Here is a 19,632-nt window from a genome sequence, read left to right on the forward strand (position 1 = left end):
CATGGCTGACACCCCCCTCCGTCGACACCGGGCAACCCCTCTCACCGAACCGGCAGGCGCCGAGGCAAGACCCGTGCCGAAACCCCTCCGGCGAAACGGCGCCAAGACACGCCTGCTCGATTCCGACCAGACCGAAACGAACCCGGCCAAATCCCTTTCCGCCGAACGCGCGCGCCCCGACAAGCACGACGCCATCACCCGCGCAGCCGCCGAAACCTTCCTTGCGGAGGGGTTCGAGCGCGCGAGCCTCGACCAGATCGCCCATCGGGCCGGTGTTTCGAAACAGACGATCTACAGCCATTTCGCCGATAAGGAGGCGCTGTTCAAGGCGATTTGTGCCGGCCTCACGGAAACGTTGACTCTGCCGCTCGAGCAGGCGTCGCCCGCCGCCGATCTGCGCAGCGCCCTGACGCAGCTGGGCGAGGACATGCTCAAGCTCATGCTGCGTCCGGCCTCCCTCGATCTGCACCGGCTGGTGGTCAGCGCCTCGCCGCGCTTTCCCGAGCTCGGCCGCGCTGCCTATGAGGCCGGCGCCAAGAGAATGAGCGCCGCCATCGTGACGCTGCTCATCGAACGGTCACGCGTCGACCACGGCGTTGCCCGCCCGCTCGGCCTTGCCGAAGCCGATCTCCTCGCCGAACAGTTCGTCGGCATGCTGCGCGGCCTGCACCAACTGCGCGGCCTTCTCGGGGTGAAGCCGATGCCGGCCACCCAGCGGAAAGCCTATGTTCGCGCCTGCGTCGACGCGCTGCTGAACGCCCTCTGACGAGGCCATCCAAGGTCACTGGATCGCGCTTTCGGCCACTGTCACGCCGCTGTCATCAGCCGCCGCTAGCTCTCGTCGCCATGGAGATGAGTTGCCCCACGGTCAGGGCCGGACGGGGCTGCGCTCATGCCCGCATCGTGCGCGAGAACCCATCACATGCTGCGTATCGAAGGTCTGACCAAGCGCTTTGGCGACAAGAATGCTGTCGACAATGTCTCGCTGTCGATCCCCAAGGGTGAGATGGTCGGCGTGATCGGCAGGTCAGGAGCCGGCAAATCAACTCTGCTGCGCATGCTCAACCGGCTGGCGGAGCCGACATCCGGCCGGATCGCCTGCGAGGAGCAGGAGGTCACCGCGCTGAAGGGGGCTTCGCTGCGGCGCTGGCGCCGCGACACGGCGATGATCTTCCAGCAGTTCAACCTCGTCGGCCGCCTGGACGTGCTGACCAACGTGCTGCTCGGGCGCCTGAACCACCGCTCCGCCGCCCTGACGCTGGTCAAGAGCTTCTCCCAAGACGACAAGATCCGCGCCATTGCGGCGCTCGAACGTCTCGATATGGGGCATCTGCTGGCACAACGCGCCGAGACCCTGTCCGGGGGCCAGCAGCAGCGCGTCGCCATCGCCCGCGCCCTGGTCCAGGAGCCGCGCATCATCCTCGCCGACGAGCCGATCGCCTCGCTCGATCCCCGTAACACGCAAGTCGTCATGGACGCGCTGTTCCGCATCAACCGCGAGGACGGCATCACCGTGATGTGCAACCTGCACGACCTCGATATCGCGGCAAAGTATTGCGACCGGCTGATCGGCATGGCGGCCGGCAAGGTCGTGTTCGACGACGTGCCGCAGGCGCTGACGCGCGAGGTCGCAGCCGAACTCTACGGCATCGAAGCCAAGGATGCCGGCGCCGAGGCGCTGGACGCGCTCGATGCCATCGCCGCCTCCGAGGCGAAGCGCGCCCGCCAGAAGATCGCCTGACAAGCGAAGGATCGCCGGCGCGGCCAAAGGCCGTCGCCGCGAAAAGAGCATCCCGACAGCAACCAGGAGCAGACCCAATGCTGACCCGTCGTCATACCCTCAAGCTCGCCGTCGCCGGCCTCGCCGCCACCGCTGCCCCGGCCTTTGCCCAGGACTGGAAGGCGAAGTATCCGGAGCTCGTCTTCGCGATCATCCCGGCCGAGAACGCCTCGGGCGTGGTCGAGCGCTACACCCCCTTCGTGAACTACCTCGCCAAGGAACTCGGCACCAAGGTGACGCTGCGCATCGCCAATGACTACGCCGCGATCATCGAGGGCCAGCGCGCCGGCAACATCCATATCGGCATGTACGGCCCGGCCTCCTTCGCCCGCGCCCGCATGACCGGCGCCAAGGTCGACGCCTTCGCGATCGAGACCAACCTCGACGGCACGAAGGGCTATCACTCCGTCTTCTACGTGAAGAAGGACTCGCCCTATCAGAAGGTCGAAGACCTCAAGGGCAAGAATCTCGGCCTCGTCGATCCGAACTCCACCTCGGGCAACAACGTGCCGCGCTTCGTCCTCAACCAGATGAAGATCGAGCCGGAAACCTTCTTCTCCAAGGTCGTCTACACCGGCAGCCACGAGAACGCGGTCATCGCCCTGCAGCAGGGCACCGTCGACATCGCCGCCAACTGGTGGAACGACGAGCAGGAGTCGAACCTGCAGCGCATGGCCCGCAAGAACATGGTCAAGGCCGACGACTTCCGGATCATCTACAAGTCCGAGCAGATCGTGAACTCGCCGATGGCCTATCTCACCGACCTGCCTGATGACCTCAAGGCCAAAATCCGCGACGCGGTGCTGAACCTCGCCACCAAGGACAAGGCCGCCTTCGACAAGATCTATGAAGGCAAGCAGGGCCCGCTCGTCGCCGTCGACAACAAGGCTTACGACCCGATCATCGAGCTCAACAAGTTCGTCGACGACCTCCGCAAGAAGAAGTCGTCGTAATCATCAGCACGTCATGCCCGGGCTTGACCCGGGCATCTCCCGACAGAGATTCCCGGGTCTGCGCTTCGCTTCGCCCGGGAATGACGCCCTTGTCCGGGATCGGCTCCAGCCGGTCCCGAGACGGAGTGGAAGCGCCCCCGCCATGACTCTCGCGATCGACCGCAACGACCCGGCCATCCTGGCCCATGCCGAGACCTATCGGCAGGCGGCCGTGGCCAAGCGCCGCCAGGCGCTCATCGGCGCCGCCGTCTTCATCGTCTGCGTCCTGCTGGCCGCGCGCGGCTCGGAGGTCGATCTCGCCAAGTTCTTCGCGAACATCCACCGCTTCCCGAAATACATCTACGAGACGCTGCCGACGCTGCGCCTCGCCAGCCTCGGCTCAGACCTTGCGGAATGGTATTGGGGCCTCAAGAACTGGCTGAAGCTGCTCTGGCAGACCATTCTGATCGCCTATGTCGGCACCGTGCTCGGCGCCGTCGGCGCCTTCCTGTTCTGCTTCGCCGCCGCCGCCAATCTCGGCCGGTCCGCATGGCTGCGCTTCACTGTCCGCCGCTTTCTCGAATTCTGCCGCACCGTTCCGGAAATCGTCTTCGCGCTGATCTTCGTCATCGCCTTCGGTCTCGGCCCGTTGCCCGGCGTGCTCGCCATCGCCATCCATACCATGGGCGCGCTCGGCAAGCTGTTCTCAGAGGTGGTCGAGAACATCGACCTGAAGCCGGTAGACGGCGTCACCGCCTCCGGCGGCAGCTGGTGGCAGATCGTGCGCTTCGCTGTCGTGCCACAGGTGCTCTCCAATTTCGCCAGCTATGCGCTGCTGCGCTTCGAGATCAATGTCCGCGGCGCCTCGATCATGGGCTTCGTCGGCGCCGGCGGCATCGGCCAGGATCTGATCGAGGCCATCCGCAAATTCTACTTCACCGATGTCAGCGCCATCCTGCTGCTGATCATCGTCACTGTGATGCTGATCGACTACGGCACCGAGCGCCTGCGCCACGCCCTCCTCAGCCTGGAGCACGGTCGATGAGCCTCGCCTTCACCCCGGCCGAGCGCGCCGACATCGTCAACCGCCACCAGGCCGCGATCCGCGGCTCGCTCAAGACGAAGCTCGCCACCATCGGCACCATCGCCGTGCTGCTCGGCCTCTTCGTCTACGGGCTGACGACCCTTGAGACCTCGCTCTGGAAGATCCTCGCCGGGCTCGGCAATCTCGGCTCCTTCGTCGGCCTGATGCTGCCTCCCAACCCCGGCTCCTGGGCCCGCGCCCTGATCTTCGTGCAGGCGCTGTTCGAGACGATCGCCATCGCCTTTCTCGGCACCGTTCTGGCGGCGACACTCGCCCTGCCGCTCGGCTTCATCGCGGCGCGCAACGTCGTCGCCAACCGCGTCGTGCATTTCCTGGCCCGCCGCTCGCTCGACACGGTGCGCGGCGTCGACGCGCTGATCTGGGCGCTGATCTGGGTGAACGTCGTGGGCCTCGGCCCCTTCGCCGGCATGCTCGCGATCATGACCAGCGATCTCGGCGCCTTCGGCAAGCTCTATTCGGAAGCGATCGAGGCCGCCGACCGCAAGGCGGTCGAGGGCGTCGCCTCCGTCGGCGGCGGCAAGGCGCATGAGATCCGCTTCGGCCTGCTGCCGCAGGTGCTGCCGGTCATCGCGAGCCAGGTGCTCTATTTCATCGAATCCAACACCCGCTCCTCGACGATCATCGGCATCGTCGGCGCCGGCGGCATCGGCCTCTATCTCGCCGAGACAATCCGCACGCTGGAATGGCAGCAGGTCTCCTTCCTGATCCTGCTCATCCTCGCCGCCGTCTCCGCCATCGACTTCCTCTCCGGCAAGCTGCGCTTCGCCATCATCGGCAAGCGGGCGAGCTGACCTCCTGGGCCGTCGTTCTCGGGCGTAGCGAAGCGAAGACCCGGGAATCTCCCGCGGCAAGAGGCGGCTCTTCATCCTGAGATGCTCGGGTCACGCCCGAGCATGACACTCCTCAACGATCCCCGAACGGCTCGATCACCATTTCCATGCGTTCGGCGGCGAAGACGCTCGAGACCAGATGCACCGGCGTCAGGTCCGGCAGCGCATCCACCGCCGTCGAGATCATCACGGCAGCCTCGGGCGCGATCTCCAGCAGTTCTGCCTCCCGCTCATCGGCGAGCCGCGCCGTCAACCGTGTCGAGAGGCGCACATAATCCGTGATGCCGTAGACCTTGAAGGCTGCCGTGATCGAACCGGCCGCCTCACGATAGGCCTTGTCGAAATCCGGGAAGCGCTCGACCGAGAGCCAATGCGTGCCCGTGCCCATCGGCACGCCATCGGCGAGGCTTACGCCCCGCACGCACCAGAGCGGCGTCCCGAACTTCAGGCCCAGCGCCGTGCAGGCCGCCGCCTCGCCGACGACGATTTCAGCCGACAACATGCGGCTCGTGCCGGTGATGCCGAGCTTGCCCATATTGGTGCGCATGCTGACGCGCCGTCCGATCGGATAAGGCAGGCGCGGCGCTGTCACCTGCGTGCCGCGCCCGCGCGAGACAGTGACTAGCCCCTGCTCGGCGAGATGCCGGAAGGCCTGCCGCACGGTGTGGCGATGCACGCCGTAGCGTTCCGCCAGCGCGACCGAGGCAGGCAGCGTGTCCCCGAGCTTGTATTCGCCGCGCCCGATCGCATCAGCCAGCTCATCGGCGATGCGCCGCCAGGCTGTTCCGCCATCCCGTTCCGCGATTGCCGCATCCGTCATCAAAATTTCATCCGAAAAGTATAGACCTTTGGCATCAACTCTCCTAGCATAGTCTAGACATTCGGAACTGACCAGCGAGCCCGCGCCGATGAGCCAGAAAACCGCGAGACAAGGCTGGATGGCGACGCTGGCGCGCGCCTCCCGCACCGAGATCGAGACCCTGTTGGGCGATCCACCCGACCATGAAGTGCTCAAGGCCCCCGAAACCGGAACCGTGATGGTCGAGGGCCGCGCCGGCGGTGCCGGCCGCCGCTTCAATCTGGGCGAGGCCACCGTGACGCGCTGCGTCGTGCGCCTTTCGACCGGGCGGATGGGCTTCTCCTATGCGCTTGGCCGCGACGGCCGGAAGGCACGGCTGGCCGCGTTGCTGGACGCCCGGCTTCAGGACGAGGCCGAAGGCGGCCTGCATGAGGGCGTCGCAGCTCTCGCAGCGCAGCAGGCGGCCGCCCGAAATCTCGCCTCGCGCAAGGCGGCGGCCACGAAGGTCGATTTCTTCACGCTGGTCAGGGGCTCGTGATGTCGCCGCAATCGATGATCGCTCCCGGCTTCTCCGATCCGGTCTTCCAGTCCCAGGCGGCCTTCCGCGCGCTGCTCGCCGCCCTCTCCGAGCCCGGCACGCTGCAGCGTGTCGCAGCCGAGATCGCACCGCCGGAGGGTCTTGCCGCTGCTACGGCGACCGCGCTGCTGTCGCTCGCCGATTACGAGACGCCGGTCTGGCTGCCCGCAGCCCTGCGCGACGGCGCGGCCGGCGCGTGGCTGCGCTTCCACTGCGGTGTCGCGCTGGTCGACGATCCCGCCAAGGCCGCGTTCGCCGTGCTCGACGGCGCGGCAAATGAACCGAAGCTTTCCGCCTTCAATCTCGGCAACGACCAGTTCCCGGATCGCTCGACCACCGTGATCGTGCAGGTATCAGGCCTGGAGGGAGGCGACGCCTTCACCCTCTCGGGCCCAGGCATTCCCGGCACGCGCACGGTCGCGCCGCAGGGCCTGCGCCCCGGCTTCGTCGAAGAGCTGCGCGAGAATGGCGCGCTCTACCCGCTCGGTGTCGATGTCGTGCTCACTCATGGCGACGGCATGATCGGCCTGCCGCGCTCGACGCAAATCGAGGAGGCCCGCTGATGTATGTTGCCGTCAAGGGCGGCGAGGCCGCCATCCTCGCCACGCACGACCTCGTCGCCGAGGCGCGCCGCGGCGACCCCGCCGTTCCGGAAATCAGCGTCGCCCAGATCCGCGAGCAGCAGGCGCTGGCTTGCGCCCGCGTGATGAACGAGGGCTCGCTTTACGATCAGGAGCTCGCCGCGCTCGCATTGAAGCAGTCGCAGGGCGACGTCATCGAGGCCGCCTTCCTGATGCGCGCCTATCGCACGACGCTGCCGCGCTTCGGCTCGTCCGAGCCGCTCGACACCGCCGCCATGGCGATCCGCCGCCGGGTGTCAGCGACCTATAAGGATCTGCCCGGCGGGCAGGTGCTCGGCCCGACCTATGACTACACGCATCGCTTGTTCGACTTCGCGTTGATGGATTCTCCCGCCGTCATGGCCGGGCTTGACCCGGCCATCTCGGGACAAGAAGGCACCGGAACCTCCGTGTCCGGAGATGCTCAGGTCAAGCCCGAGCATGACGGCCTGAAAGCCCCTCTCGACGCGACCATGCCCCGCGTGCCGGATATCCTCGGTGCCGAGGGTTTGATGGAAGCCGAGGAGCCGCCGGAAGGCGATCCGCGCCCCTTCGACCTCACCCGCGATCCCGTCTCCTTCCCGGCCGACCGCGACGTGCGCCTGCAATCGATGGCGCGCGGCGACGAGGGCTTCCTGCTCGGTCTCGGCTATTCCGTGCAGCGCGGCTTCGGCGGCACCCACCCCTTCGTCGGTGAGGTCCGCGTCGGCGAGGTCGCGGTCGAGTTCGTGCCGGAAGAGCTCGGCTTCCCGGTCGATCTCGGCGACGTCACCCTGACTGAATGCCAGATGGTCAACCAGTTCCAGGGCTCGAAGGAGGTTCCGCCGCAATTCACGCGCGGTTACGGCCTGGTCTTCGGCCATAGCGAGCGCAAGGCGATGTCGATGTCGCTGGTCGATCGCGCCCTGAAGGCGCGCGATTTCGGCGAGGCGACCAACTATCCCGCGCAGCAGGACGAGTTCGTCCTCTACCACGCCGACAATGTCGAAGCGGCCGGCTTCGTCGAGCATCTCAAGCTGCCGCACTATGTCGATTTCCAGGGCGAGCTCGAACTGATCCGCCGCATCCGCCGGGAGCGCGAGGAGCGAATCGCACGCGAGCGGGACAGCATGCCGGAGGCTGCGGAATGACCATTCACCAGATTCCGGCCGATGATACGAAGCCGGCTTATAACTACGCTTATCTCGACGAGCAGACCAAGCGGATGATCCGCCGCGCCTTGCTCAAGGCGGTCGCGGTGCCCGGCTATCAGGTGCCGTTCGGCTCGCGCGAGATGCCGCTCGCCCGTGGTTGGGGCACCGGTGGCATCCAGATCACCGCCGCGATCATCGGCCCGGCCGATACGCTGAAGGTGATCGATCAGGGCGCCGACGACACCACCAACGCCGTCTCGATCCGCAAATTCTTCGAACGCACCGCCGATGCACGCACCTGCGAGGCGACGGAGGAGGCGACGATCATCCAGACCCGCCACCGCATCCCGGAGGCGCCGCTGAAGCCCGGCCAGGTCATGGTCTATCAGGTGCCGATGCCGGAGCCGCTGCGCCGTCTGGAGCCGCGCGAGGCCGAGACCCGCAAGATGCACGCCTGGGCCGAATACGGGCTGATGCAGGTCAAGCTCTACGAGGACATCGCCCGCTATGGCGAGATCACCAAGACCTATGACTATCCGGTCATGGTCAATGATCGCTACGTGATGGCGCCCTCGCCGATCCCGAAATTCGACAATCCGAAGATGCACATGTCGCCCGCGCTCCAGTTGTTCGGCGCCGGCCGCGAGAAGCGCATCTACGCGCTGCCGCCCTATACCAGCGTGCGCAGCCTGGATTTCGAGGATCATCCCTTCCGCATCCAGAGCTGGACCCAGCCCTGCGGGCTCTGCGGTGCTGCCGACAGCTATCTCGACGAGGTCGTGATCGACGATCGCGGCGGGCGCATGTTCGTCTGCTCCGACAGCCATTACTGCGAGACCCGCCGGACTGAGGGCCATCGCGGCACCATGCTGGGCGATGCCGCCGCGAGCGGGCTGGTCGAGGAGACGACACCATGACCCTTCACGTCGCTCCCGCCGAGCTCGATCTCGAACCCGCTCCCCTGCTCTCGGTCGCAAATGTCAGCCGCTTCTATGGCGAGCGCATCGGCTGCGCCGATGTCTCCTTCGATCTCTGGCCGGGCGAGGTGCTCGGCATCGTCGGCGAATCCGGCTCGGGCAAATCGACCCTGCTGCGCTGCCTCGCCGGCATCGACAAGCCCGACGAGGGCGAGGTGCTGTTTCGCGGCGGGTCTGAACCGCTCGATATCTACTCTGTCTCCGAGCAGGAGCGCCGCCGCCTGATGCGTACGGCCTGGGGCATCGTCCACCAGAACCCGCGCGACGGCCTGCGCATGGACGTCACCGCCGGCGGCAATGTCGGCGAGCGGCTGATGGATCGCGGCGACCGGCATTACGGCCAGATCCGCGAGCGCGCGCTCGACTGGCTGAGCCGCGTCGAGATCGCGGGCGCCCGCATCGACGACCGGCCGCGCCAGTTCTCCGGCGGCATGCAGCAGCGCCTGCAGATCGCCCGCGTCCTGGTCTCGGAACCGCGCCTCGTCTTCATGGACGAGCCGACCGGCGGCCTCGACGTCTCCGTGCAGGCCCGCCTGCTCGATCTGCTGCGCGTGCTGGTGCGCGATCTCGGCCTCGCCGCGATCATCGTCACCCATGACCTCGCCGTCGCCCGGCTCCTGACCGACCGGTTGATGGTGATGAAGGACGGCAACGTCGTCGAGCAGGGCCTGACCGATCAGGTCCTCGACGATCCGCACCACGCCTATACGCAGCTTCTCACTTCGGCGGTGCTGAGTGTGTGAGCTGTACCTCTGTCATTCCGGGGCTTCGCAAAGCGAAGAACCCGGAACCCACGACCGGGCGAGACCTTTGCCAATGGCACTCAGGCTCGCTCACCCAGTCGTGGTTTCCGGGTTCGGGCCTGACGGCCCACCCCGGAATGACAACGGCGCACCCGTCACATCCTCGTCACCGCGAATCGGCAAGGCACTGACACCATGACCACGATGATTCAGGTCGAGAACGTCGCCAAGACCTTCACCCTGCACAACCAGGGCGGAGCGCGTTTGCCCGTCTTCGACAACGTCAATTTCCATGTCGAGGCCGGCGAGGCGCTGGTGCTTGCCGGCGCGTCGGGCGCCGGCAAGTCGAGCCTGCTGCGCATCCTCTACGGCAATTACAAGCCGACGGCGGGCGCGATCCGCATCACCCATGCCGGCCGCCCCGTCGACATCGTCGCCGCCGTGCCGCGCACCGTGCTCGATGTCCGCCGCCGCACGCTCGGCTTCGTCTCGCAATTCCTGCGCGTCATCCCGCGCGTCTCGACGCTCGACATCGTGCGCGACCCGCTGCTGGCGCGCGGCGCTCCGGCGGAGACCGCAACCGCGAAGGCGAAGGCCATGCTCGCCCGCCTCAACTTGCCGGAGCGGCTGTGGAACCTCGCGCCCGCCACCTTCTCGGGCGGCGAGCAGCAGCGCGTCAATATCGCCCGCTCCTTCGTCGATCCCTCGGCGATCATGCTGATCGACGAGCCGACCGCCTCGCTCGACGCCAATAATCGCGACGTCGTCGTCCAGCTCATCTCGGAGGCGCGCGCCGCCGGCTCCGCCATCGTCGGCATTTTCCACGACGAGGCGGTTCGCGAACGTGTCGCGACGCGCTATCTCGACATCACCGCTTTCCGGAAGGCCTGACGATGCAAACCGTTCTCACCAACGCCAAACTCATTCTCGAGAACGAGGTCGTCACCGGCACCATCGCCTTCGACGCGAACGGCATCGTATCGGTCGATCAGGGCGGGTCATCCCTGCCTGGCGCCATCGACGTGGGCGGCGACTATGTCGCGCCCGGCCTCGTCGAGATGCACACCGACAACATGGAAAAGCACTTCATGCCGCGCCCCAAGGTCTTCTGGCCGAACGGGCTGGCGGCGGCGCTCGTCCATGACGCGCAGATGGCCGCGGCCGGCGTCACCACCGTCTACGACGCCGTCTGCGCCGGCACGCCCTTCTCGGCCAAGGACTACCGCAAGGACATCTTCGCCGACGTGATGAAGGCGCTCGCCGAAGGCAAGCGCGAGAACGTCTTCCGCATCGACCACCGCATCCACATGCGCTGCGAGCTGACGAGCCCGGACCTGATCAAGGACATCGAGCCCTATCAGGACGACGAACTCGTCCAGCTTGTCTCGTTGATGGATCACACGCCGGGCCAGCGCCAATGGCGCAACATCGAGCATCTGCGGACCTATGCGATGGGCAACGGCAAGACGCAGGAAGAGTTCGAGGAGGACGTGGTGATGCGCCAGCAGGAAGGCGCCACCAACGTCTCGAAGAACTGGTCGGCGGTCGTCGACGTCTTCCGTTCGCGCGGCATCCCGCTCGCGACCCATGACGACACCACGCCCGAGCATGTCGCAGATGGCATCGCGTCGGGCGCCGTGATCTCCGAATTCCCGACCACGATCGAAGCGGCCGGAGCCGCCAAGATGCATGGCCTCGCGACTGTCGCGGGCGCGCCCAACGTCGTGCGCGGCGGCTCGCATTCCGGCGGCGTCTCGGTCTCCGAACTGGCCGAGAAGGGCCTGCTCGATGGGCTCTCCTCGGACTACGTTCCGGCGAGCCTGCTGCAGGCCGTCGTCAAGCTCAATGCCGGCCACGGCATCGCGCTGCCGGAGGCGATGGGCATGGTCACCTGGAAGGTCGCCGACATCCTGGGCCTCAAGGATCGCGGCCATCTCAAATCCGGCCTGCGCGCCGACCTGCTGCGCTTCAAAGTGCTCGGCGCCACGCCGGTCATCGGCGCCGTCTGGTCGAAAGGCGAGCGCGCGTTTTGAGCAAGCCGCGCTACGCCGTCTATTACGCTCCCGCCGCCGAAAGCCCCCTCTGGCGCTTCGGCAGCGCGACGCTCGGCTATGATGCGCTCACCGGCGAGGATCTGTCCTTCGCCGTTCCACCCGGCTGCGATCCAGCTCAATGGCCGGCTCTCACCGAGGAGCCGCGCCGCTACGGCTTCCACGCCACGCTGAAGGCGCCTTTCGAACTCGCCCATGGGCGCAGCGAAGAGCAGCTGCGCGCCTTCGCCCGGAACTACGCCGCCGGCCGGGAGGGCGTGACGCTGGCGGGGCTGAGCGTCACGGCGCTCGGCTCCTTCGTAGCGCTGACGCCGTCGGAGCCCAGCGAGGAGCTGCAACGCTTCGCCTTCACGCTCGTGCAGGCCTTCGAGCCATTCCGCGCGCCGCTGGAGGAAGCGGACCGGGCGCGACGCCTGAAGAGCCCGCTCACCCCCGCGCAGCACGCCTATCTCGAAGCCTATGGCTATCCTTATGTGGGCGACGCCTTCCGCTTCCACATGACGCTGACCGGCTCCTTGCCGGGCGAACACGCAGCACCGGTCAAGCAGGGGCTGGAAGCGGCCTATGCGGAGGCCCTCCCGACCGGATCGGTCAAACTCGACCGTTTCGCCCTGTTCAAGCAGGACGGCCGCGCCGGCCGCTTCCGGCTGCTCGATTCCTATCCCTTCGGCTGAAATGCCTCGCGTTGCCGGCATTCCACCGTCATTCCGGGGCAGGCCTCAGGCCTGAGCCCGGAACCCATGAACACTGGACAGAAATCAGGTAGCGGCCGCACCGACAGCATTCGGAGGGTCGAAAGATGCGTTCACGGGTTCCGGGCTCATCGCTGCGCGATGCCCCGGAATGACGGCCAGCTTCGATCCCCGGATTGCCTACCGGCCGAGCCCGCGCAAAACGGCGAGCAGCTCTTCGGCGGCCTCGGCAATGCTGCGATCGTTCATGATCGTGACGATCTCGGCGCTTTCAGCCGTCAGCGGCGCCTCGCGCTTCAGGCGCGCCGCGATATCCGCCTCGCTCTCGCGCCCGCGCGCCGCGAGCCGCTGTGCCAGCACCGGCACCGGGGCGGTGATGTTGAGCACCACCACACGCTCGGCCAGCCGCTCGGCCGCAGCGATGACCGCGCGGGAAATATTGACGATCACCACCGCGCCCTCGGCGATGCCGGCGAGCTCGGCCGCGGGGATACCGTAGCTCAGACCATGCGCCCGCCAGCTCAAGGCAAGATCGCCCTTCACTTCGGCCTCGCGGAAGGCGGCCTCGTCGCAGGAATCGTGATCCTCGGCGCCGGCCATGGCAGGGCGGGTGATCAGCCGGCGGGCGAAGCGGAAGCGCGGATCGCCGGCGAGACCGGCCCGGCCCGCATCCATCAGCGTGTCCTTCCCCGCACCGGAAGGCCCGACCACGAGGACAAGCGCGCCCGCTGCTGAAACGGGGGCCGCAAGATCAGGAGACTGTAAGGACATGGCTGCGAAGAAGCTGGGACTCGAAGCGGTGATCGACCCGACCGCTCAGGTGAGGCAGGCGACGCTCGGGCGCTACACCGAGATCGGCGCGCGCACGAGTTTCGTCGAGTCGACGATGGGTGATTACTCCTATGTCGTGAACGACGCGAATGTCATTTACACGACGATCGGAAAATTCTGCTCGATCGCGGCGATGACCCGGATCAATCCCGGCAACCATCCGATGCACCGGGCGAGCCAGTCGCATTTCACCTATCGCGCCTCCGCCTATTTCGACGATGCTGAGGACGATGCCGCCTTCTTCGACTGGCGCCGGGCGCATGCGGTGACGATCGGCCACGATGTCTGGATCGGCCATGGTGCGATCGTGCTCGCCGGACGCAACATCGGCACCGGCGCGGTGATCGCGGGCGGCGCCGTCGTCACCAAGGACGTCGCCCCCTACACCATCGTCGCCGGCAATCCGGCCCGGCCGGTCAGGCGGCGCTTTTCCGAGGAGACCGCCGAGCGGCTGCAGGCGCTTGGCTGGTGGGACTGGGACCATGCGCAACTGCGCACAGGGCTGGACGATTTCCGTCATCTGCCGGTGGAGGCGTTCCTCGACAAATACGAAGCGCTGAAGGGCGAGGCCTGAGGCGGTCGGCCGCAGCAGATCGATCCAGATCGGCCCACCCTCCTCACCGGCCGTTAACCCGTGATCGGCGAGAGAGGGCAGCGGGCTCGAACAGTCGCGGGCCCAAAAGGAATTACCGTCTCATGTCCGCACCGGATCATCTCGCCAAGCGCCTGGCCTTCCTCGGCCTCGACACCGCAGCGAACAGCCATATCCGTGACGTCCACGAGACCCTCAGCGCCGCCATTCCGGGCGCGCTCGACGCTTTCTACGATCAGGTGCGCGCCTTTCCGGAAACCCGCGGCTTCTTCGGCAGCGACGAGCATATCGAGGCCGCCAAGCAGCGGCAGGTTCAGCACTGGGGCGGGATCGCGACCGGGAAGTTCGACGAGAACTATGTCAATGCCGTGACCCGCATCGGCAAGGTCCATGCCCGCATCGGGCTTGAGCCGCGCTGGTATATCGGCGGCTATGCACTGATCCTCGAGAAGCTGCTCGGCGCCATCCTGCAGGCGCGCTGGCCGAAGAACGCGCTCGGCAGGCGCATGTCCGGCGCCGATGAACGCGCCGCCGAGATCGGCGCCGTCGTCAAGGCCGCCATGCTCGACATGGACTATGCCATCACAGTTTATCTCGAGGCCTCTGAAGCGGCTCGCCTCAAGGTGGAGGCCGAGGCGCACGCCGCCGAGCAGGCGAAGGCGGCCGAGCGCGATCAGGCGATCGCCTGCGTCAGCAAGAGCATGGCCGCACTGGCCGAGGGCGACCTGACCCATCGCATGAGCAACGAGATCCCGGCCGAATACGCTGAGATCCGCGAGCATTTCAACGCGGCGATGGCGCGGCTTCAGGAGATGGCTGCAACGATCAAGACGACTTCGACCGCGATCGCCGCCTCCTCGCAGGAAATCAACAGCGGCGCGCAGGACCTGTCCATGCGCACCGAGCAGCAGGCTTCGGCGCTGGAAGAGAGCGCCGCGACGACTGAGCAACTCGCGGCTTCAGTCAAGACATCCTCGCAGGCCTCGCGCGAATCCGTCGCGCTGGCGGACGAGGCAGCCAATGTCGCCCGCACCGGCGGCAACATCGTCAGGGACGCTGTCGACGCGATGGCCCGGATCGAGGGGGCTTCGAAGCGAATCTCCGAGATCACCGACGTCATCGACGGCATTGCCTTCCAGACCAATCTGCTGGCGCTCAACGCCGCCGTCGAGGCCGCGCGGGCCGGCGAGGCCGGCCGCGGCTTCGCCGTGGTTGCGGCCGAGGTGCGGGCGCTGGCCCAGCGCTCGGCCGACGCCGCCAAGGACATCACCGGCCTGATCGCCTCCTCCGACGTCGAAGTCGCCGAGGGCGTCAAGCTCGTCAGGCAGGCCGGCGAGACGCTCAGCCGGATCGTGGCCGCCTCCGCCAAGGTGTCGAGCACGGTCGAGGAGATCGCGTCGGCTGCCGGCGAGCAGGCCAACGGCATCGACGAGATGAGCCAGACCGTCAGCCACATGGACGAGATCACGCAGCAGAACGCGGCGCTGGCCGAACAGAGCGCGGCTTCGGCGCGTACGCTGCTCGACCAGATCGACCACCTCAACCGGCTCGTCGCCGCATTCCGGACGGAGCCGACCGCTGAAACCTCGGCCCGCCGCCGCACGGCGTGAACGAGCGGCTTCGGATCAGACTGGCCAGCGACAAAATCCCGCCGTCATCCCGGGCTTGACCCGGGATCCATGCCGGAGCGCTGTCGATTCAGGTCCGGGCGTGGATCGCAGCTCTGCGCTTCGCTGCGGCCGGGATGACTCAGGTCACCCGGGACCCATTGATATGCGTCAACCGGCCAAGCGCCAAACCGAGCTGCGCTTGATCTCGGCGTCCTCCAATGCACGCGTCACCGGCACTTGGTAGGTCGCAACCGCCTCGAGCCGTCCCTTCGGCAGATAGCTGCGGCCGGGATCGCCGATCAGCACGGTCGCGCCGCGGGCAGATAGGGCGGAGAGCCAGGCGATGACGCGCTCGGCCATGTCGCGCTCGTAGCAGACATCCCCGGCACAGACGACCTGCCAGCCCTCGTCGCGGCCGATGAGATCGTCCGGCCGCGCCGTAACGGTGACGTCGTTAGCGGCAGCGTTGATGCCGATCGCAGCAACCGCGAAGGCATCGATATCGCAGGCCTCGACCCGCGCGGCGCCCGACTTTGCGGCAGCGATTGCCACCAGCCCGGAGCCGGAGGCGAAATCGAGGACATGCCGGCCCGCCACGATCTGCGGATTGTCCAGCAGATAGCGCGCCAGCGCCTGCCCGCCGGCCCAGGCGAAAGCCCAGAAGGGCGGCGGCAGACCGATGACGGCAAGCTCCTCCTCGGTCTTCTGCCAGAGTTCGGTCGCCTCCTCGGCGACATGGAGGGAAATCTCCGAAGCATGCGGAACAGGCAGCAACCGCGTATGCGCGCGGATGAAGCCCTCGCGGTCTAGAGCCGACGCCGCCTCGCTCACGCGACCTTCTCCGTCGCAGGCGCGGCGAGAAGTCCCTGATACAGCGCCTTCACGGCGTTCATCACATCGCGCTCGGTATGGCCGTCGAGCAGGCGGGCGCGGGCATTCGCGCCCATCCGCTCCGCGAGACCGGGCGCGCGGGCGAATACGGCGAGCGCCTTGGCCAGCGCCGCCGCATCGTCGGCCGGCACGACCATGCCATCCTGTCCCTCGCGGACGAAGCTGCGGCAGCCCGGCACATCGGTCGTCAGGATCGGCCGGCCGCAGGCGGCCGCCTCCAGGATCGTGCGCGGCAGGCCTTCGCCGCCGCGCGAGGGCAGGATGCAGAGATGATGCGCCTTCCAGACCGCCTCGACATCCCGGGTCGGGCCGGCCCAGTTGATGCCGGGCCGTGCCGCCCACTCCTTCAATGTCGCCTCGGGGATCGCCTTCGGATTGGACGGGTCGGGCGCGCCGTGGATGGTGAGTTCAACCCTGGCCCCCTCGGCACGGGCGAGCCTGACCGCCTCGACCGCAAGGTCGACGCCCTTGGACCAGAGCATGCGCGCGACGAGCGCGGCCTTGAGCGGCGGCGCCGGCGGCATCGGCGACGGCATCAGCATCAGCGGATCGACCCCGGCCCCGCCGACGATCGCGACCTTGCCTGCGTCCTGCGGGTCCAAGCCCAGCGTGACCGGATCATCCGGGTTCTCGAAGAGGAAGCGCACCTGCGGGCCGTCGATCGCCCCGCGCAGCCAGGCAATCGCAGCGAAGCGGGCTGCGGCGGCCAGAGCCCCCTGCCTGGCGCCGAGGAAGCCGAGGCCGGTCAGCGCATAGACCCGCCGGTCGATACCGGCGAGCTTGCCAGCGAGGCCGGCGAGCCCGATCGGCTTCAGCGCAATGCAATGCAGGATATCGGGTTTTTCAGCCGCGATCAGCCGTCTCAGCGCAGCGACCTGCTTGACCAGCGCGCGCGGATCGAGGCTGCGCCGCTCTGCCTCCAACGCGACCAGCCGCGCACCCGTCGCCTCGATGGCGCGCCGATGGTTGCGCTCGCGCGCGATGACGGCAACATCGAGGCCAAGTTCGCGCGCCGCCCGCGCCATCGGCAGGAAATGCGAGGCGAAGAACCAGTCCTCGGTGGCGACGAAGAGGAGTTTCGGGCGTGGCATCGCGCCATCAGGCCGATGCGGGGGCGCAGGTCAAGAGCGCCGATAGCTCAGAGTCCTTTCGGACACTTCCGAGCCCTCCTCCTGAAGGATAAGGGAGGCTTCTGCGAAAGAACCGATCAGGGCCGTGCCGTCGCGACCGGCAGAACGCGCGCCAGCGCCGCCGCAGGATCGATCCGCCCGGCGCCGAAGACAGGGTCGCGCCCCTTCGAGCCGAGATCGGTCGCGCTCTCGGCGATGATGCGGCGGGCGCTGTCGGGATCGAGTTCAGGCTGCTTCTCCAGCAGCAGCGCGACGAGCCCGGAGACATGGGCGGCCGCGATCGAGGTGCCGGAGGTGAATGCGTAGCGCCCTCCCGGCTCAGCCGTCAGCACATCGACGCCCGGCGCGGCGATGGCGACGTAAGCACCGCGGTTGGCATCGCTGAAGACCTTGTCGTCGGCATCGGTCGCCGTCACGGCGATGACGCTGGGGTCGGCGCCGGGATAGAGCGGTGCCGAGCGGATGCCGCCATTGCCGGCGGCCGCCACCGCAATGACGCCGCGTTCCTTTGCGCCGGCCAGCGCCTTTGACAGCAGGCGATCCTGCGGCCCGGCGAAGCTGAGATTGACCACCTTCGCCCGCTGCTGAACCACCCATTCCAGCGCCGTCAGGATCTGGAAGGACTTGCCATTGGCCGAGCTCGCCTGCGGGCCGCCGAAGGCGCGGGCGACGATCAGCCGGGCGGCCGGCGCGATGCCCTGCAATTCGCCATGCGCGACGATGGCCGTCGCCATGGAGGTGCCGTGCGCATGCGGGGTCGCCAGCCCGTCGACGGCGTCGAGATAGGCGAGGACCGAGCCGCTGATCTCGGGATGCTCCATGTCCACGCCGGAATCGATCATGCCGACGCGAATGCCGCGCCCAAGCGCGAGCTTGCGGGCTTCGCCGAGACGCAGCTTGTCGACGACATATTGCGGCGGCAGCACGCGCCGGACGGCCGCCGTCCCGCGCGCCGCCGTCGCGGGCTCCCCAAGCCGCAGGCTGGGGGCCGGCAGCCCGCTTGCCTCGGAAGACGCCGTCGTCGGCGCGGCCGAAGCGTTCGAGGCGCCCGGCCCGGGCGGCGTGCCCTGCTGCAGATCGAAGAGGAAGTTCGGCTGGGCGCCGGCGATGCTGCTGTCGTCACCCATCTGGGTCAGCACGGCCCGCAGGTCGCGGCCGGCCTCGAGCCTGGCGCGGATGATGGTGACGTTGGCCAGTTCGAAGCGCTGGCGGGCGATCAGGGTCGCGCCATAGCGACGCAGCACGATATCGGCCTCGGCGTTTGGCGCGAGCTCGAACAACACCTCGTCCGGGACGAAACGGGTCTCCTCCGGCGCCGGCACGATGGCCCGCTGCTGGCGCTGCATCCACGACCCCGGCGGCACGCGCATCGAACGGTTGGCCCCGTTGGCGGCGGGCTGCTGGGGCCCGGCCGCGGGAGCCTGGGCACGAGCGGCGGCAGGAACAAGCGCCGTCGCCCATATGAGCAATGCAGCGCCGGCGAGGCACCGCATCAGCGCCGTCCCGCTTGTGAAGCCGGATCGCAGCATGGCCTGGCCCTCCCGCCGCAGAACATCATGCCATGGCGCCGACGAGCGGCGCCTCAAAAGGATCGATCAGGGCGCGGGCGCGACGAAGCTGACGATGCCGCTCTCGCTCTTCATCCGCGTCGCGATCGCATCGACCTGGGCTGATGACAGCGAGGCATCGCCGACACGCACCTTGAAGAAGCCGTTCGCGCGCGGTCCGTCAACGACCGAAGCATCGAAGCGCTTGAAGAAAGCGGCGATCTCGCCGGCTTTCGCCTCCGGAGCGAAGCTCAGCAGGACATAGCGCTCCGAAGCCCGCGAGCCCGGCGCCGAAGCCGTCTGGAAGCCGGCGCCCCCGTCCCGCAGCGCGAGCCCGGTGATGGCGACGCCCTGCAGCGCGATCAGCGCGATGGCGGCCGCGCTGACATAGGCGAGCCGGCGCGGCGGCTGCGACGCGAGCAGGCCGCCGAGCCAGCCCAGGAAGCCGCGGCCCATGCTGTCGGTCGCCCGGGCCAGCAGCGGCGCCTGATGGGGAGCCGTGTCGATCTCGGCCATCAGCTTTTCGAGGGCACGATGCGACGGGGCGCCGAGGCTCTCGTTGAGCAGAACCGTCTCGGCCATGTCGTCGCGGATGATGTCGAGCCGGCCGGCGAGCTCGGCGTCGCCGGCGAGCGCGGCTTCGACGCGGCGCTTGTCGGCGTCCGAGATGCGGCCATTGGCATAGAAGGGCAGCAGCTCCTCGAGCTCGCGGCGCTTCGGATCGCTTGCGATGCTGTCGGTCATCACGCCACTCCTCCGGCGGCCTGGCCGCGCTTCATAACACGCAACGCC

The 19,632-nt window shown here is 67.7% G+C and carries 21 protein-coding genes; 15 read left to right on the top strand and 6 right to left on the bottom strand.

The window, feature by feature from the left end:
* Positions 1-73: 73 nt before the first annotated feature.
* The 5 genes from AB4Z16_RS01905 (at position 74) to phnE (AB4Z16_RS01925) (ending at position 4,608) form a co-directional block, all read left to right on the top strand.
* Positions 74-766 carry a TetR/AcrR family transcriptional regulator gene (locus tag AB4Z16_RS01905; RefSeq protein ID WP_441509626.1) on the top strand — a complete coding sequence of 231 codons (693 nt, stop codon included), beginning with the start codon at positions 74-76 and terminating at the stop codon, positions 764-766.
* Between the two features lie 156 nt (positions 767-922).
* Positions 923-1,741 (top strand): phosphonate ABC transporter ATP-binding protein, encoded by an 819-nt coding sequence (phnC, locus tag AB4Z16_RS01910; RefSeq protein WP_441509627.1) that lies wholly within the window; start codon positions 923-925, stop codon positions 1,739-1,741.
* 77 nt (positions 1,742-1,818) lie between these two features.
* Complete coding sequence (gene phnD / locus AB4Z16_RS01915) at positions 1,819-2,733, top strand: phosphonate ABC transporter substrate-binding protein (protein ID WP_441509628.1); 915 nt, start codon at positions 1,819-1,821, stop codon at positions 2,731-2,733.
* Positions 2,734-2,875: 142 nt separating this feature from the next.
* Positions 2,876-3,757 carry a phosphonate ABC transporter, permease protein PhnE gene (phnE, locus tag AB4Z16_RS01920; protein ID WP_441509629.1) on the top strand — a complete coding sequence of 294 codons (882 nt, stop codon included), beginning with the start codon at positions 2,876-2,878 and terminating at the stop codon, positions 3,755-3,757.
* The gene (phnE, locus tag AB4Z16_RS01925; protein ID WP_441509630.1) at positions 3,754-4,608 is read left to right on the top strand and encodes a phosphonate ABC transporter, permease protein PhnE; all 855 of its coding nucleotides are present in this window, start codon (positions 3,754-3,756) and stop codon (positions 4,606-4,608) included. Before phnE (AB4Z16_RS01920) ends, phnE (AB4Z16_RS01925) begins: the two co-directional genes overlap by 4 nt.
* 112 nt (positions 4,609-4,720) lie before the next feature.
* Here phnE (AB4Z16_RS01925) and phnF read toward each other — a convergent pair whose 3' ends face one another.
* A complete protein-coding gene (gene phnF / locus AB4Z16_RS01930) occupies positions 4,721-5,467 on the bottom strand; it encodes a phosphonate metabolism transcriptional regulator PhnF (protein ID WP_441509631.1) in 747 nt (248 codons plus the stop codon).
* An 88-nt stretch (positions 5,468-5,555) separates the two neighbouring features.
* Between phnF and phnG the strand changes: the two genes are divergently transcribed.
* The 8 genes from phnG (at position 5,556) to AB4Z16_RS01970 (ending at position 12,221) form a co-directional block, all read left to right on the top strand.
* A complete protein-coding gene (gene phnG / locus AB4Z16_RS01935) occupies positions 5,556-5,984 on the top strand; it encodes a phosphonate C-P lyase system protein PhnG (RefSeq protein ID WP_441509632.1) in 429 nt (142 codons plus the stop codon).
* Positions 5,984-6,586, top strand: a complete 603-nt coding sequence (phnH, locus tag AB4Z16_RS01940; RefSeq protein ID WP_441509633.1) for a phosphonate C-P lyase system protein PhnH — start codon at positions 5,984-5,986, stop codon at positions 6,584-6,586. Before phnG ends, phnH begins: the two co-directional genes overlap by 1 nt.
* Positions 6,586-7,773, top strand: coding sequence for a carbon-phosphorus lyase complex subunit (locus AB4Z16_RS01945; protein WP_441509634.1), 1,188 nt, complete (start codon positions 6,586-6,588; stop codon positions 7,771-7,773). The genes phnH and AB4Z16_RS01945 overlap by 1 nt, the downstream gene beginning before the upstream one ends.
* Positions 7,770-8,693: an alpha-D-ribose 1-methylphosphonate 5-phosphate C-P-lyase PhnJ gene (locus AB4Z16_RS01950; RefSeq protein ID WP_441509635.1), complete on the top strand. Its 924-nt coding sequence runs from the start codon at positions 7,770-7,772 to the stop codon at positions 8,691-8,693. The genes AB4Z16_RS01945 and AB4Z16_RS01950 overlap by 4 nt, the downstream gene beginning before the upstream one ends.
* Complete coding sequence (phnK, locus tag AB4Z16_RS01955; protein ID WP_441509636.1) at positions 8,690-9,496, top strand: phosphonate C-P lyase system protein PhnK; 807 nt, start codon at positions 8,690-8,692, stop codon at positions 9,494-9,496. Before AB4Z16_RS01950 ends, phnK begins: the two co-directional genes overlap by 4 nt.
* 195 nt (positions 9,497-9,691) lie before the next feature.
* Positions 9,692-10,387: a phosphonate C-P lyase system protein PhnL gene (gene phnL, locus AB4Z16_RS01960; protein ID WP_441509637.1), complete on the top strand. Its 696-nt coding sequence runs from the start codon at positions 9,692-9,694 to the stop codon at positions 10,385-10,387.
* Between the two features lie 2 nt (positions 10,388-10,389).
* Positions 10,390-11,529 (top strand): alpha-D-ribose 1-methylphosphonate 5-triphosphate diphosphatase, encoded by a 1,140-nt coding sequence (locus AB4Z16_RS01965; protein ID WP_441509638.1) that lies wholly within the window; start codon positions 10,390-10,392, stop codon positions 11,527-11,529.
* Positions 11,526-12,221 carry a DUF1045 domain-containing protein gene (locus tag AB4Z16_RS01970; RefSeq protein WP_441509639.1) on the top strand — a complete coding sequence of 232 codons (696 nt, stop codon included), beginning with the start codon at positions 11,526-11,528 and terminating at the stop codon, positions 12,219-12,221. Before AB4Z16_RS01965 ends, AB4Z16_RS01970 begins: the two co-directional genes overlap by 4 nt.
* A 198-nt stretch (positions 12,222-12,419) precedes the next feature.
* Here the strand turns inward: AB4Z16_RS01970 and phnN are convergent, their stop codons facing one another.
* Entirely contained in the window at positions 12,420-13,010 is a 591-nt protein-coding gene (phnN, locus tag AB4Z16_RS01975; RefSeq protein WP_441509640.1) for a phosphonate metabolism protein/1,5-bisphosphokinase (PRPP-forming) PhnN, read from the bottom strand.
* On the opposite strand from phnN, the gene AB4Z16_RS01980 reads away from it, so the two are divergent.
* Together AB4Z16_RS01980 and AB4Z16_RS01985 are read left to right on the top strand one after the other, a co-directional pair.
* Positions 13,009-13,644, top strand: coding sequence for an LbetaH domain-containing protein (locus AB4Z16_RS01980; protein ID WP_441509641.1), 636 nt, complete (start codon positions 13,009-13,011; stop codon positions 13,642-13,644). The two genes, phnN and AB4Z16_RS01980, sit on opposite strands and share 2 nt — an antisense overlap.
* Before the next feature lie 122 nt (positions 13,645-13,766).
* Positions 13,767-15,272: a methyl-accepting chemotaxis protein gene (locus AB4Z16_RS01985; RefSeq protein WP_441509642.1), complete on the top strand. Its 1,506-nt coding sequence runs from the start codon at positions 13,767-13,769 to the stop codon at positions 15,270-15,272.
* Positions 15,273-15,440: 168 nt separating this feature from the next.
* Here AB4Z16_RS01985 and AB4Z16_RS01990 read toward each other — a convergent pair whose 3' ends face one another.
* The 4 genes from AB4Z16_RS01990 to AB4Z16_RS02005 all read right to left on the bottom strand — a co-directional run bounded on the left by AB4Z16_RS01990 (position 15,441) and on the right by AB4Z16_RS02005 (position 19,584).
* Complete coding sequence (locus AB4Z16_RS01990; protein ID WP_441509643.1) at positions 15,441-16,103, bottom strand: class I SAM-dependent methyltransferase; 663 nt, start codon at positions 16,101-16,103, stop codon at positions 15,441-15,443.
* Entirely contained in the window at positions 16,100-17,254 is a 1,155-nt protein-coding gene (locus AB4Z16_RS01995) for a glycosyltransferase (RefSeq protein ID WP_441509644.1), read from the bottom strand. Before AB4Z16_RS01995 ends, AB4Z16_RS01990 begins: the two co-directional genes overlap by 4 nt.
* A 116-nt stretch (positions 17,255-17,370) precedes the next feature.
* Entirely contained in the window at positions 17,371-18,639 is a 1,269-nt protein-coding gene (locus AB4Z16_RS02000) for a S8 family serine peptidase (RefSeq protein WP_441509645.1), read from the bottom strand.
* Between the two features lie 249 nt (positions 18,640-18,888).
* A complete protein-coding gene (locus tag AB4Z16_RS02005) occupies positions 18,889-19,584 on the bottom strand; it encodes an anti-sigma factor (protein WP_441509646.1) in 696 nt (231 codons plus the stop codon).
* Between the last annotated feature and the right edge of the window lie 48 nt (positions 19,585-19,632).

Source organism: Allobosea sp. TAF32 (genome assembly GCF_052113585.1).
Lineage (GTDB): Bacteria > Pseudomonadota > Alphaproteobacteria > Rhizobiales > Beijerinckiaceae > Allobosea.

What these genes read in the sequence shown, in the direction of transcription:
- AB4Z16_RS01995 (WP_441509644.1), bottom strand. Translation starts at nt 17,254, where the DNA reads ATGCCACGCCCGAAACTCCTCTTCGTCGCCACCGAGGACTGGTTCTTC.
- AB4Z16_RS01980 (WP_441509641.1), top strand. Translation starts at nt 13,009, where the DNA reads ATGGCTGCGAAGAAGCTGGGACTCGAAGCGGTGATCGACCCGACCGCT.
- AB4Z16_RS01965 (WP_441509638.1), top strand. Translation starts at nt 10,390, where the DNA reads ATGCAAACCGTTCTCACCAACGCCAAACTCATTCTCGAGAACGAGGTC.
- phnC (WP_441509627.1), top strand. Translation starts at nt 923, where the DNA reads ATGCTGCGTATCGAAGGTCTGACCAAGCGCTTTGGCGACAAGAATGCT.
- phnG (WP_441509632.1), top strand. Translation starts at nt 5,556, where the DNA reads ATGAGCCAGAAAACCGCGAGACAAGGCTGGATGGCGACGCTGGCGCGC.
- phnF (WP_441509631.1), bottom strand. Translation starts at nt 5,467, where the DNA reads ATGACGGATGCGGCAATCGCGGAACGGGATGGCGGAACAGCCTGGCGG.
- AB4Z16_RS02005 (WP_441509646.1), bottom strand. Translation starts at nt 19,584, where the DNA reads ATGACCGACAGCATCGCAAGCGATCCGAAGCGCCGCGAGCTCGAGGAG.
- phnN (WP_441509640.1), bottom strand. Translation starts at nt 13,010, where the DNA reads ATGTCCTTACAGTCTCCTGATCTTGCGGCCCCCGTTTCAGCAGCGGGC.
- phnE (WP_441509630.1), top strand. Translation starts at nt 3,754, where the DNA reads ATGAGCCTCGCCTTCACCCCGGCCGAGCGCGCCGACATCGTCAACCGC.
- phnK (WP_441509636.1), top strand. Translation starts at nt 8,690, where the DNA reads ATGACCCTTCACGTCGCTCCCGCCGAGCTCGATCTCGAACCCGCTCCC.
- phnH (WP_441509633.1), top strand. Translation starts at nt 5,984, where the DNA reads ATGTCGCCGCAATCGATGATCGCTCCCGGCTTCTCCGATCCGGTCTTC.
- AB4Z16_RS02000 (WP_441509645.1), bottom strand. Translation starts at nt 18,639, where the DNA reads ATGCAGCGCCAGCAGCGGGCCATCGTGCCGGCGCCGGAGGAGACCCGT.
- phnD (WP_441509628.1), top strand. Translation starts at nt 1,819, where the DNA reads ATGCTGACCCGTCGTCATACCCTCAAGCTCGCCGTCGCCGGCCTCGCC.
- AB4Z16_RS01945 (WP_441509634.1), top strand. Translation starts at nt 6,586, where the DNA reads ATGTATGTTGCCGTCAAGGGCGGCGAGGCCGCCATCCTCGCCACGCAC.
- AB4Z16_RS01985 (WP_441509642.1), top strand. Translation starts at nt 13,767, where the DNA reads ATGTCCGCACCGGATCATCTCGCCAAGCGCCTGGCCTTCCTCGGCCTC.
- AB4Z16_RS01950 (WP_441509635.1), top strand. Translation starts at nt 7,770, where the DNA reads ATGACCATTCACCAGATTCCGGCCGATGATACGAAGCCGGCTTATAAC.
- phnE (WP_441509629.1), top strand. Translation starts at nt 2,876, where the DNA reads ATGACTCTCGCGATCGACCGCAACGACCCGGCCATCCTGGCCCATGCC.
- phnL (WP_441509637.1), top strand. Translation starts at nt 9,692, where the DNA reads ATGACCACGATGATTCAGGTCGAGAACGTCGCCAAGACCTTCACCCTG.